Here is an 11,840-nt window from a genome sequence, read left to right as displayed (position 1 = left end):
GGGGCGGCCTGCGGCACGACGGGGGTGGACCTGAGTCCGGGAGGGGCCTGTCGGGGCCCCGGAGGCGGGCGGCGCTACATCAGCGCGACGGCGAGCGCCTTGCGGGCCCGCATCGAGGCCCGCTCGGCCCGCTGCTTGAGCCTGCGGGCCCGGGCGACCCGGCTGACGAGCCGTTGGTTCTCGGCCTCGTGCATCCTGTCTTGCATATGGGCACGGGCCAGGGATTCGTGGAGGAGTTGCATCTCGAGGATCCTGTTCTGGGTCTGACGTTCGGTGGCCTGCTCGGCGCGGGCGGTGGGATCGACGGCGGCGGGGTTCATGTGGTGGTCCTGCTCGTGGTGCTTGCTCGGGAACGGAATGCGGGCTGCGGCGTCGGCCTTGGCGGCGGCGATCCGCACGGATCGGCGGAGGGCGCTGTCCAGCGGGGGCTGCTCTCCCCGGCGGACGACCCTGGCCTCGTGGGCGGGGTTCACGCCATGACCTCGGTCTTGCGCGGACGGCCACGGGGACGCTTGCGGGCCACGACGACGCCCTGGACGAACAGCTCGCCACCCCAGACGCCCCACGGCTCGCGCCGCTCCAGGGCGCCGGCCAGGCAGGCCTCCTTCACCGGGCAGGTGCCGCAGAGGGACTTCGCGTACTCGACGTCGGCCGGCGTCTCGGCGAAGAAGACCTCGGGGTCGAAGGCACGGCAGGGGATGGGGAGACCGAGGGACTCGGCCTGCTCGATCGAGCTGAGCTGCATGGAAGGAACCTCCGGGGGGTCGGCCTGGTCGGCCTTGGTGATCTGGCTTGTCGGCGGTACGGACGGGGTGGGCGGTGTGATGACCGTGGACACTGTGGGCGTCTTCCTCGTCTTTTCTCAGTGGTTCCGGCCCAGGTGACTGGTGGTGCTGGGCCGGAGGCCCCGGAGGGCCTGGGTGGTCTTGCGTACCGGACAAAACAGAAGGGCCGCGGATCCCGGTGTGACGGGTTCCGCGGCCCTGGAGGTGCCGACCTGAGGCTGACTCAGGTTCGTTCTCTCCAGGGTTCAGGGCCGCGGAAGGCCTGCATCCGGATGGCCTTGGCGCCCGTGAAGGCGGCCATGGCCTGGTTAATCAGCTGCTCGTTCTGCTTCTGGGTGTTTCCGGCACCGATGACCCGCGCATAGCCGCCATGCATGGCGGCGGCTACGGCCGCCTTCGGTGCCTGGGTCGGTCGCTCATCGCGCAGGGAGCACGACGTGCCGACCGACGCCCAGTCACGGGACAGACCGGTCTCGACAGAGGTGCCGTCGACGCTCCTGCTGCCCGTGAGGCACAGATCAGTGTGTCCAAGACCACTGACAACGGGGGCGACGGAGACACCGGTGGTGTCGAGACCCAGACCGGTTCCACCGAGTTCGGCGAGCGCCCGCAGACGGGCGGCACGCAGGGAGGCAGCGACAACGGTCTGGCCAGTCATTTTGGTGATCATGATGTTTCCCACTGTCTTCGCCTCCTCTCGGCGTCTCGCGGAGCCTGGTCTCCCTGGCTCCGAATGTTCGGATGTCTGTCTCGGTAAAGCTCTGGGTGAAGCTCTCGGGCGAGGGGCATCCGCACAGGTTTCACCCCGTGCGACCGCGTCCCCTTGACCGCTCCGGCAGGCTATTGCGCTCCCGGTACGCGGCGCAAACTATTTTTCACGCGAGTTCTTCGGCGCGTCACACAACGGGTTCCGAAACCCTCGAAGCGGCTCCCCTGAACCGCGCCCGGAACGGCTCACGCCGGATCGGCCGAACCGCCGTCCTCGACGTCGTCCGGGTCCTCCTCGGGCTCCTCCCCCGCACACAACGAGAGCACGGCCGCCCCGTACTTGTCCAGCTTCATGGCGCCGACCCCGGAGATGGCGGCCAGCTCCCCGCGGTCCGCCGGCACGTCCTCGGCGATCGCCATCAGCGTGGCGTCGGTGAACACCACGTAGGCCGGCGCGCCCTGCTTCTTCGCCTGCCGGGCCCGCCAGTCGCGCAGCCGCTCGTACAGCCCCTCGTCCATCGTGGACGGGCAGCTCTCGCAGCGGCGCAGCTTGCGCTCGACGGCGTCGGTGAGCGCCTTGTCGCAGACCCGGCACTTGACCGGCCCGCGGACCCGTCGCGCGGCGGAGCGCTCGCCGGGCTCGACGCCCCCTCGCCCGCCGCGCGCGCCGGTGCGCGCGCCGGGGGCGGCGGAGCCGGGGCGCAGCCCGTCCAGGAAGCGGCTGGGCTTGCGGCCGGCCCGGCCGCCCGGGGAGCGGGAGAGTGCCCAGGAGAGGGTGAGGTGCTTGCGGGCGCGGGTGACGCCGACGTAGAGGAGGCGGCGTTCCTCCTCGACCTGTTCGTCGGTCTTGGCGTAGATGATCGGCAGGGTGCCCTCGGTGAGGCCGACCAGGAAGACGGCGTCCCATTCGAGGCCCTTGGCGGCGTGCAGCGAGGCGAGGGTGACGCCCTCGACGGCCGGGGCGTGCTGGGCCGCGGCACGGGCGTCCAGTTCGGCGACGTAGGCGGCGAGGTCGGTGCCCTGGCCGGCCGCGGTGCGGGTGCGCTCGAACTCCTCGGCCAGCCGGACGAGGGCGGCCAGCGACTCCCAGCGGTCGCGGACGGCGCCGGAGCCGGCCGGGGGCTCGGCGGTGAAGCCGCGGGTGGCCAGCACCGCGCGGACCTGGCCGGCCAGGTCGGGGGCGCCGTCGGTGAGCGGGTCGGAGGCGGCCCGGGCGGCGCCGCGCAGCAGCACGCCGGCGTCCCGGACCTCGGGGCGTTCGAAGAACCGTTCCGCGCCCTTGAGCTGGTAGGGGACGTCGAGGTCGGCGAGGGCCTGCTCGTAGACCTCGGACTGGCCGTTGGTGCGGAACAGCACCGCGATCTCGCTGGCGCGCACGCCGGCGGCGAGCAGTTCCTTGATCCGGCGGGCGGTGGTCTCGGCCTCGGTGGGCTCGTCCTCGTACTCGGTGTAGACGGGTTCGGGGCCGGCCTCGCGCTGGGAGACCAGCTCCAGGCGGTGGCGGGCGGCCTCGCCGCGGGCCTGGGCGAGCAGCCCGTTGGCGAGGTGGACGACCTGGGGGGTGGAGCGGTAGTCGCGGACCAGCTTGACCACCGTGGCCCCGGGGTGCCGGTTGCGGAAGTTGAGCAGGTAGTCGGGGGTGGCGCCGGTGAAGGAGTAGATGGTCTGGCTGGCGTCGCCGACGACGCAGAGGCTGGCGCCGCCGTCGGGGCCGGTCCACTGGTCGAGCAGGCGCTGCTGGAGCGGGGAGACGTCCTGGTACTCGTCGACGGTGAAGTGCCGGTACTGGGAGCGGACCTGGTCGGCGATGTCCGGGCGGTCCTCCAGGATGGCGGCGGTGAGCAGCAGGACGTCCTCGAAGTCGATGTTGCCGCGGCGGCTCTTGGTCTCCTCGTAGACGCGGTAGACCTGGGCGGTCTCGGCCGGGTCGCGGGGGGCATCGCGGCCGGACTTGGCGACGGCCACCGGGTAGTCCTCGGGGGAGATCTGGGTGACCTTGGCCCATTCGATCTCGGAGGTGAGGTCGCGCAGTTCGGTGCGCTGGACGCGCAGGCCGCAGCGACCGGCCGCCTCGGCGACCAGTTGGACCTTGCGTTCCAGGAGCTGGGGGACGGGGCCGCCGACGGCGCGCGGCCAGAAGTACTGGAGCTGGCGCAGTGCGGCGGCGTGGAAGGTGCGGGCCTGGACGCCGTCGGCGCCGAGCTGGCGCAGCCGGCCGCGCATCTCGCCGGCGGCGCGGGCGGTGAAGGTGACGGCGAGGACCTGCTGGGGGTGGTAGACGCCGCTGCGCACGCCGTAGGCGATCCGGTGGGTGATGGCGCGGGTCTTGCCGGTGCCGGCGCCGGCCAGGACGCAGACGGGGCCCTGCAGGGCGGTGGCGACGGCGCGCTGCTCGGGGTCGAGCCCGGCGAGCACGGCGTCCGGGCCCGTGGCGGCGCCGGGGTCGGCCCAGGGGGAGCCGTGGGGGCCGTCGTACGGGCTGCCGCTCAAGAGGTCTTCCTGCATGCGTTCCATCCTCTCAGTCCGGGGGGACATCGCGGACGGGGTTGTCCACAGGCCCGGTGCGATCGCAGGATGATCGCTCCGCGCGACGGTCGACGGGGTGCCGGAATGCCCGCTGCCCGGTGGACGTTGCCTCCGGAGTCCGTACGCACCTCTCTTTCGAAGGAGCCCCCTCGATGTCCGGCACCGTGACGATGTACAGCACGACCTGGTGTGGGTACTGCAACCGACTCAAGAGCCAGCTGGAGCGTGAAGGCATCGGCTACACCGAGATCAACATCGAGGAGGACCCGGCGTCGGCGTCCTTCGTCGAGTCGGTGAACAACGGCAACCAGACCGTTCCGACGGTGCTGGTGACGCCGGCCGGCGGCGGCGAGCGGGTCGTGATGACGAACCCGAGCCTGCTGCAGGTCAAGAAGGCCCTGGCGGCCTGAGTCCGCCGGGCCCGGGTGCACCGGGCCCGGACCGACCGGGCCCGGGCCCGGGTGCGCCGGGGCCGGCGCGCGTCACGGTGCGTCGGCCCGGGCCGGGTCGACGGGCGTGGCGGGGGCGGGCAGGGTGGTGCGGGCGCCGAGGTCGCCGACGCCGTAGACGAGCCGGCTGCGGTCGGCCGAGTAGCGGGTCTCGATGACCCTGACGGGCCCGCGCCGGTCGTAGGTGACGCGGGTCTGCACCATCAGCGGGACGCCGGGGCCGCCCTGGAACCACTGGGCCTCCTCGGGGCCGGGCATCCGCGCGACCAGGTGGTCGACGGCGCCGATCTCGATGCGCCCGAGGGTGGCGAGCACCGCCTCGTCGCCGCCTTCGACGGGGTCGGGTTCCATCAGCGGGGTGCCGGCGGCGAGGCCGGCGCGGTAGTGGCTCTCCTCGATGGAGTACGGCTCGCGGTCGAGCAGCCGCAGCTGGCGGCGGACCACGATGGCCTCGCCGGGGCGCAGTCCGAGCCGTTCGGCGATGTCCACCCGGGCCCGGACGATCATCATCTCGAAGTCGGTGCCGAGTTCCCGTCCGGCCTCGACGGCCTCGCCGAGGTACACGGCGGAGGGCGCGGCGAGGCAGTCGCGCGGCGCGGGGGTCAGGCCGGGCCCGTAGGCGCGGTGGTCCAGGACGGGGTGTTCGCGCAGGTAGGTGCCCTTGCCCTGGAGGCGGACCAGGCGGCCCTCGTTGACCAGGACGTCGACGGCGAGCCGGACGGTGTTGCGGGCGACGCCGTACTGGCGCTCCAGTTCGCTCTCGACCGGCAGGGCGGCCTCGGCGGTGAACTCGCCCTCGGCGATCCTGCGGCGCAGGTCCGCGGCGAGGCGCTGGTATTTGGGGGATTGGGCGGTGCCCCGGGGGATTGTCACCCTCGTGAATGTAGCGAGCGCGGCGAGCCGGTTTCAGCGGTTTCCGGCAATATCGTCCGCGCGGGTTGACAACGGGACCAAACGCGCCCCTCCTGGTAGCAGAACTGGCCCGTCCGGATACGAACAGCGGGGCGTGGCGAATGCGGGAAGGGGTCGGAGAGAAAAAAGGGGGCGCATGGAATTTGCCACGCGCCCCCTTTCGCGCGAGCCGTTTCGTATGATCCGTTTCGTACGATCCGTTTCGCACCGGCCATTTCCGGCAGGCCGCCGCCCCGCGCGACTACCAGCGCGCCGCCGAGGGCAGCGGTTCGCCGTACCAGAGCTCGACCAGGTGGCGGGCGATCGAGATCCCGGACGGCGGCAGGATCTCGCCCGCCTCCATCCCGGCCCGCAGCTCCTCGCGGGAGAACCAGCGCGCCTCGGCCAGTTCCTCGCCGTCCACGGTGATCTCGGTGCCGCCGGGCAGCGCCTTGCCCAGGAAGCCGAGCATCAGGCTGGACGGGAACGGCCAGGGCTGGCTGGCGACGTAGCGCACCTCACCGACCCGCACGCCCGCCTCCTCGTGCACCTCGCGGGCCACCGCCTGTTCGATCGACTCCCCCGGCTCGACGAAGCCGGCCAGCGTGGACCAGCGGCCCTCCGGCCACAGCGCCTGGCGGCCGAGCAGGCAGCGGTCCTGCTCGTCGGTGATCACCATGATCACCGCCGGGTCGGTGCGCGGGTAGTGCTCGGCCGCGCAGGAGGTGCAGCGCCGCACGTGCCCGGCGCCGGCCTTCTCGGTCGGGTGCCCGCAGCGCGAGCAGAAGCTGTGCAGCCGGTGCCAGTGCTCCAGCGCCACCGCGTGCACCAGCAGCCCGGCGTCCCGGTCGGACAGCAGCCCGCCGACCTCGCGCAGCCCGGCCGGGCGGGCGTCGCCGTCCAGGCGCCCGGGCAGGCTCTCGCCGGCCAGCGCGAAGTACGAGACGCCGTCCTCGTCGGTGCCGAGGAAGTACCGGTCGCCGGTCTGGGGCGCCTCGAAGGAGGGCAGCAGCACGAGTTCGGTGCCCTGCGCGGTGTCGACCACGAACGCCTCGCCGCCGGCGATCGGCAGGACCCGGGTGCTCGGGTGGCTCCAGGCCGCCGCCAGCCAGGGCTCGTCGACACGGTGTTCGGCCGCCCGGTCCACCCCGGACCGGGCCAGTGCCAGGTGCAGCGGGCGCTCGGTCTCAGGCACGGTGCTCACGTCTGTTCCATCCCCACGTGGTGAATCATCCGGATGAGTGATCTGGCTGCCATGGTGCGTGTGGCGGGGGTCATGCTCCCGGCCGGAAGTTCTCGGCCAGGTCGCCCCAGAGGTACGCGGCGGTCTCCACGCCCTTGGCCAGCAGGTCCAGCTCGACCTTCTCGTTGACCGAGTGCCAGCCGTCCGAGGGCACCGAGATGCCGAGGAACAGCACCGGCGCGCCCAGCACGTCCTGGAGGTCGGCGGCGGGGCCGGAGCCACCCTCGCGGGTGAACAGGATCTTCTGTTCGAAGGCCCGCCCCATCGCCCGGACGGTGGACTGGAGCGCCGGGTGGTCCAGCGGGGTCAGGCAGGGCCGGGTCGCGCCCGGGAAGACCAGCTCGTGCCGGATGCCCGCGGGCACCCGCTCGGCCACCCAGGCCGACACCGCCTCGCGGACCTTCTCCACCTCCTGTCCGGCGACCAGCCGGAAGGACAGCTTGAGGTGCGCGGAGGCCGGGACGATGGTCTTGCCGCCGGGGCCGGTGTAGCCGCCCCAGATGCCGTTGACCTCGGCGGTCGGGCGGGCCCAGATCCGCTCCAGGGTGGAGTAGCCGGCCTCGCCGCGGGTGCCGTACGACTTGGCGACCCTCAGCCACTGCTCCTCGTCGAAGGGCAGCTCGGCGAACAGCTCGCGCTCGGTCTCGGTCAGCTCGACGACGCCCTCGTAGAAGCCCGGGATCGCGACCTTGCGGTCGGCGTCGTGCAGGGCGGCGGCCAGCTCGGCCGCGACCTGGGCCGGGTTGGGGACGGCGCCGCCGAAGGAGCCGGAGTGGATGTCGGTGTCCGGCCCGTACAGGTCGATCTGGGCGTCGGCCAGGCCGCGCATGCCGGTGCAGACCGTCGGGGTGGTCGCGGACCACATGCCGGTGTCGGAGATGACGACCACGTCGGCGGCCAGCCGCCCTGCCTCGCGCCGGACCAGCTCGGCGAAGTTCGGCGAGCCGGACTCCTCCTCGCCCTCGATCAGCAGCTTGAGGTTGACGGCCGGCGCGGTGCGGCCGGTGGCGGCCAGGTGGGCGCGCACGCCCAGGGTGTGGAAGAACACCTGGCCCTTGTCGTCGGCGGCGCCGCGCGCGTACAGCCGGCCGTCGACCACGGTCGGGGTGAACGGCTCGGTCTCCCAGCCGTCCTCCCGGGCCGCGGGCTGCACGTCGTGGTGGCCGTAGACCAGGACGGTCGGCGCGGACGGGTCCCCGGAGGGCCACTCGGCGAACACCGCCGGCAGTCCGTCGGTCTCCCACACCTCGGCCACCGGGAAGCCGGTCTCGCCGAGCTTGGCGGCCAGCCACTCGGCCGAACGCCGCACGTCGCCGGCCCGGTCCGGATCGGCGGAGACCGAGGGGATGGCCAGCCACTCGGAGAGGTCGGCCAGGAAGGCGGGCTGGTGCCGGTCGATGTAGGAGCGGACGACGCTGTCCGGGGTTCTCGTCATACCGACGACTGTAGTTCGCCCGTGCGGGTGCCCGCCCCGACCGTCCGGCTGCCGGGCGCCCCCGGCTCTGTAACATGCGTCACCCCCGCCGCGGACGAGGCGCGCGACGGGGGTGGCGGACGGGTGCGCCGGCTCAGCCGGAGCGGCGCAGCAGGGTGATCCGCGAACGGGTCATCAGTGCCGCGAGGCCGGCCGCGAGCAGTGGCAGCAGCAGCACGGTGGCGGCGATGGTGGGCCACGGGAAGACCAGGGCCGACTTGCTGGCGATCTCCTCGGGGCTCATGCCGGGGTAGGTGCTCGCCGCGGCCTCGACCTTGCGCAGCGCCACCCCCGGCACCACGCCGCAGACCGCGCCGAGCAGGGCGCCCATGGCGGCGATCACCCCGCACTGGAAGCCGGACAGCGAGCGCCGGATGCGGGGTTCGGCGCCGACCGCCGCGAGGGTGGCGAGGTCGCGCTGGGAGTCGGCGGCGGCCAGTCCGGTGGCGATGCCGGCCGCGCCGAGGGCGACGATGCCCGCGAAGGCGTTCAGCCCGAACTGGATCAGTCCGGCCGGGGACTCGTAGCCGCGTTCGATCTTGAGCACGTCGTGGTCGCTGAGCTTGGCGAGCGCGCCGTCGGCCTTCTGCTGGGCGGTGTCCGAGGGCATGGCGCCGGGCAGCCAGACCGAGCCGATCGGGGTGGTGGAGAAGCCGAGCCGGGCAGCGGTGGCCTGGCTGACCACGGCCTGGGCCGGGGCGGGCAGCGCCGGCTCCGCGAGGACGGCGTCCACGGTGATCTCGGTGACGGTGGGCTTGTCCCGGCTGCTCCCGTTGCCGGCGACCGGGCTGCTGTAGCGCAGGATCGCCTTGCCGTCCTTGAGGTAGCGGGCGTCGAAGACGACCGCCTTGCCGCCCGCGAGGGCCTGGCCCGGGGCCGGGTCGGTGACGCCGAAGAGGTTGCGCAGCAGGTCGGCGTCCCCGGCGGTGACGGCGCTGAAGGCGTTGCCGCGCCGGTGGTCCCGCTGGCAGCGCTTGTCGGTGCTCATGACGTGCTCGCTCTCGGCCACCGAGAGGTTCTCGCCCGAGTCCATGAGCGGGCAGCGGTCCTCCTTGGGCAGCTCCACGCTGATGTAGCCGCAGTAGGAGCCCTCGGCGCAGTCGCTCTTCGGCTGGACCCGCTGGACGTCGGCGCGCGGTCCCAGGTCGGGGATGCTGCGCTCGACGGCCTCGCGCATCTGCGGGAACAGCTTGGCGTCGGACTGCCAGCCGTTGCCGAGGATGACGGCCCCGGAGGGACCGGAGGCGACGTAGTCGAGCCGGTACTGCTCCTCGAAGCTGGCGATGTAGACGCTGACGGCCACGGAGCCGGCGACGGCGGCCATCACGGCGGCCACCGCCGGCGCGGTGCGGCCGCGGTGGCGCACCGAGTCGCGCAGGGCGAGCCGGGGGCCGAGCGGGAGCCAGCGCCCGAGCCGGCCGAACAGGCCGACCAGGTAGGGCACGAGGGCGACCATGCCGAGTTCGGCGAGGGCCGAGCCGCCGAGGACGGCGAAGCTGCGGTTGCCGATGCCGCTGGTGGCGCCGGCCAGGGCGAGGGCCGCGCCGCCGCCGAGCATCAGCAGTCCCACGACGGCGAGCCTGCGGCTCGGCGGCTTGAGGTTGTCGCGGCCGGTGAGCGCGGCGACGACGTCCTGCCGGGAGGCCTGGACGGCGGGCACGACGGCGGCCAGCAGACCGGTGACGAGCCCGACCAGGAGGATCCCGAGCAGGTCGAGCGGCGGCAGCGCGAAGTGGCCGAAGCGCTGGCCGGACTTCTCCTCGGCGGCGGTGCGCAGCAGGGCGACCAGGCCGATGCCCAGGCCCAGACCCAGCACGGCGCCGGTGATGCCGAGGACGATGCCGCCGCCGAGCACCACCGCGCGGACGTTGGCGCGCTCACCGCCGGCGGCGGCGAGCAGTCCGAGCTGGCGCCGGGAGCGCCGGGCGCCGACGGCGAAGGCGGGGCCCGCGAGGAGGACGATCTCCAGCAGGGCCATGCCGACGACGGTGGCGAGGATGACGATGTCGGTCCGGTCGAAGTAGCCGGGGCTGCTGCCGTCGTCCTTCTGGTCGACGAAGTACGGGACGTCGGAGCGGGCCGGCGGGTCGGCCAGGACGGCGCGCGAGGTCACCTGGAAGCCGTACTCGTTGAGCTCCTTGACCTTCCGCCAGTCGATGGAGCCCCCGGCCGGGAGCTTGACCAGCCAGCGGGTGGGCTCGCCCGGGTCCTCGGTCGAGCCGTCGGATCCGCGCGGCGCCTTGGGGAGGCGGTCGAGCACGGTGCCGGGGCGGGCGGTGAGCTCGGTGGACCGCAGTTCGCCGGGGTACTCGTAGACGCCGGTGATGGTGAAGGGGCTGGACTCCAGTCCGCGGACGGCGGTCCGGTCCCCGATCCTGAGTCCGGAGCGCTTGAGGAAGTCCCGGGTGACGGCGGCCTCGGTGTCGGCGGTGGGGGCCCGGCCCTCCAGGAGGTCGATCCGGCCCCGCCAGACCGGGTCGGTCAGGTCCGCCTCGCTGACCCGGGTGCTGAGCAGGCCCTCGGTGCTGCTCGCGGCGGTGAACGGGCCCGTGAGTTCGGGCACCAGGGTGGCGCCGGCCGGGAGCAGTTGGCGGGCCAGTTCGACGGGCGCGGTGTCGAGGGAGCGCTGCTGCGCGGGGCTGTGCTTGGGGGCTTCGCCCTCCTTGGCGTCGTCCTTGGGGCTCTGGATGGTGAGCCCCTTCTCGGGGTCGGGCGCCTGCTTGACGGAGGAGCCGCGCTCGACCAGGTGCAGTTCGCCGGCCGCCTGGCCCATGACCCGTGCCGCGTGTTCGGCGGGGGTGAGTTCGGCGCTGCGGAAGACCACGTCGGCGCCGGTGACGCCGAGGACGGGCAGGGCGACCATGGCGATGACGAGGGCGCTCCGGCCCTTGGCGCGCAGGGCGTCGCGGCGGGCGATGCGCAGGGCCACCCGCCAGGCGCTGAGGTTCACTCGTCCACCTTCAGGCTGTTGGTGGCGGCGGTGACGAGCAGGCTGGCGGCGTCCTGGCTGGCGGACTCGTCGACCATCCGGCCGTCGCGCAGGAAGACGACCCGGTCGGCCCAGGCGGCGTGCCGGGCCTCGTGGGTGACCATCATGGCGGCGGCGCCGGCGTCGCAGCGGGCGCGCAGGACGGCGAGGACGGCTTCGCCGGTGGTGGAGTCGAGGGCGCCGGTGGGTTCGTCGGCGAGGACGAGGCGGCGGTCGCCGATCAGGGCGCGGGCGATGGCGACGCGCTGCTGCTGGCCGCCGGACATGTCGTCGGGGAAGCGGTCGGCGAGTTCGGGGATGCCGAGTTCCTCCAGGGCGGCGAGGGCCTCGCGGCGGGCGGCGCGGGTGGACGTCCCGTCGAGTTCGCGCGGCAGCGAGATGTTCTCGGCGGCGGTGAGCGCGGGGATCAGGTTGTAGTCCTGGAAGACGTAGCCGACGGAGCGGCGGCGGACCTGCGCGAGCTTCTTGCGGTTGAGTTCGCCGAGCGTGACGCCTTCGACCAGGACCCGGCCGCTGCTCGGGGTGTCGAGGCCGCCGGCCAGGGTGAGCAGGGTCGACTTGCCGGAGCCGGAGGGGCCCATGACGGCGACGAACTCGCCGGGGTGGACCTTGAGGTCGACGCCGCGCAGGGCCTGGACCTCGGCGGCGCCGTGGCCGTGGACGCGGGTGACGTCGTCCAGGTGGAGCACCGGTGTCTGCCGGGCCTCTTGGGTGTGGGACATGGATTCCCCCCTCGTACTGGGTGTGCGCTCGGTGTCGGGGCCGAGCCTGGTGG

At 73.4% G+C, this 11,840-nt stretch carries 10 protein-coding genes; 1 reads left to right on the top strand and 9 read right to left on the bottom strand.

From position 1 onward, the window contains the following. Nucleotides 1-74: 74 nt before the first annotated feature. From ABZ449_RS13820 to ABZ449_RS13805, 4 genes are all read right to left on the bottom strand, one after another. On the bottom strand, nt 75-473 hold the full coding sequence (locus tag ABZ449_RS13820; RefSeq protein WP_360345094.1) for a hypothetical protein: 399 nt from the start codon (nt 471-473) through the stop codon (nt 75-77). Then, nucleotides 470-787, bottom strand: a complete 318-nt coding sequence (locus tag ABZ449_RS13815) for a WhiB family transcriptional regulator (RefSeq protein WP_274538670.1) — start codon at nt 785-787, stop codon at nt 470-472. Before ABZ449_RS13815 ends, ABZ449_RS13820 begins: the two co-directional genes overlap by 4 nt. A gap of 221 nt (nt 788-1,008) precedes the next feature. Beyond that, on the bottom strand, nt 1,009-1,467 hold the full coding sequence (locus ABZ449_RS13810; RefSeq protein WP_360345092.1) for a hypothetical protein: 459 nt from the start codon (nt 1,465-1,467) through the stop codon (nt 1,009-1,011). Nucleotides 1,468-1,739: 272 nt separating this feature from the next. Beyond that, nucleotides 1,740-3,908, bottom strand: coding sequence for an ATP-dependent DNA helicase UvrD2 (locus ABZ449_RS13805; RefSeq protein WP_360345247.1), 2,169 nt, complete (start codon nt 3,906-3,908; stop codon nt 1,740-1,742). Between the two features lie 263 nt (nt 3,909-4,171). On the opposite strand from ABZ449_RS13805, the gene ABZ449_RS13800 reads away from it, so the two are divergent. After that, nucleotides 4,172-4,429, top strand: coding sequence for a mycoredoxin (locus ABZ449_RS13800; RefSeq protein ID WP_030058313.1), 258 nt, complete (start codon nt 4,172-4,174; stop codon nt 4,427-4,429). 72 nt (nt 4,430-4,501) lie between these two features. On the opposite strand, the gene ABZ449_RS13795 is transcribed toward ABZ449_RS13800, so the two are convergent. From ABZ449_RS13795 to ABZ449_RS13775, 5 genes are all read right to left on the bottom strand, one after another. After that, entirely contained in the window at nt 4,502-5,341 is an 840-nt protein-coding gene (locus ABZ449_RS13795) for a GntR family transcriptional regulator (protein ID WP_360345090.1), read from the bottom strand. Between the two features lie 280 nt (nt 5,342-5,621). Then, nucleotides 5,622-6,563 (bottom strand): NAD(+) diphosphatase, encoded by a 942-nt coding sequence (gene nudC, locus ABZ449_RS13790; protein ID WP_360345088.1) that lies wholly within the window; start codon nt 6,561-6,563, stop codon nt 5,622-5,624. A gap of 70 nt (nt 6,564-6,633) precedes the next feature. Beyond that, nucleotides 6,634-8,037, bottom strand: a complete 1,404-nt coding sequence (locus tag ABZ449_RS13785; RefSeq protein ID WP_360345086.1) for a dipeptidase — start codon at nt 8,035-8,037, stop codon at nt 6,634-6,636. 133 nt (nt 8,038-8,170) lie between these two features. Then, the gene (locus ABZ449_RS13780) at nt 8,171-11,026 is read right to left on the bottom strand and encodes an FtsX-like permease family protein (protein ID WP_360345084.1); all 2,856 of its coding nucleotides are present in this window, start codon (nt 11,024-11,026) and stop codon (nt 8,171-8,173) included. Beyond that, complete coding sequence (locus tag ABZ449_RS13775; protein ID WP_360345082.1) at nt 11,023-11,787, bottom strand: ABC transporter ATP-binding protein; 765 nt, start codon at nt 11,785-11,787, stop codon at nt 11,023-11,025. The genes ABZ449_RS13780 and ABZ449_RS13775 overlap by 4 nt, the downstream gene beginning before the upstream one ends. Between the last annotated feature and the right edge of the window lie 53 nt (nt 11,788-11,840).

This window comes from Kitasatospora sp. NPDC005856, from assembly GCF_040629945.1.
GTDB lineage: Bacteria > Actinomycetota > Actinomycetes > Streptomycetales > Streptomycetaceae > Kitasatospora.
This window is presented reverse-complemented; position numbering and strand designations above follow the sequence as displayed.

Bases quoted from the DNA above. Each gene is read 5' to 3' on its own strand.
- ABZ449_RS13800 (WP_030058313.1), top strand. From the start codon at position 4,172: ATGTCCGGCACCGTGACGATGTACAGCACGACCTGGTGTGGGTACTGC.
- ABZ449_RS13775 (WP_360345082.1), bottom strand. From the start codon at position 11,787: ATGTCCCACACCCAAGAGGCCCGGCAGACACCGGTGCTCCACCTGGAC.
- ABZ449_RS13785 (WP_360345086.1), bottom strand. From the start codon at position 8,037: ATGACGAGAACCCCGGACAGCGTCGTCCGCTCCTACATCGACCGGCAC.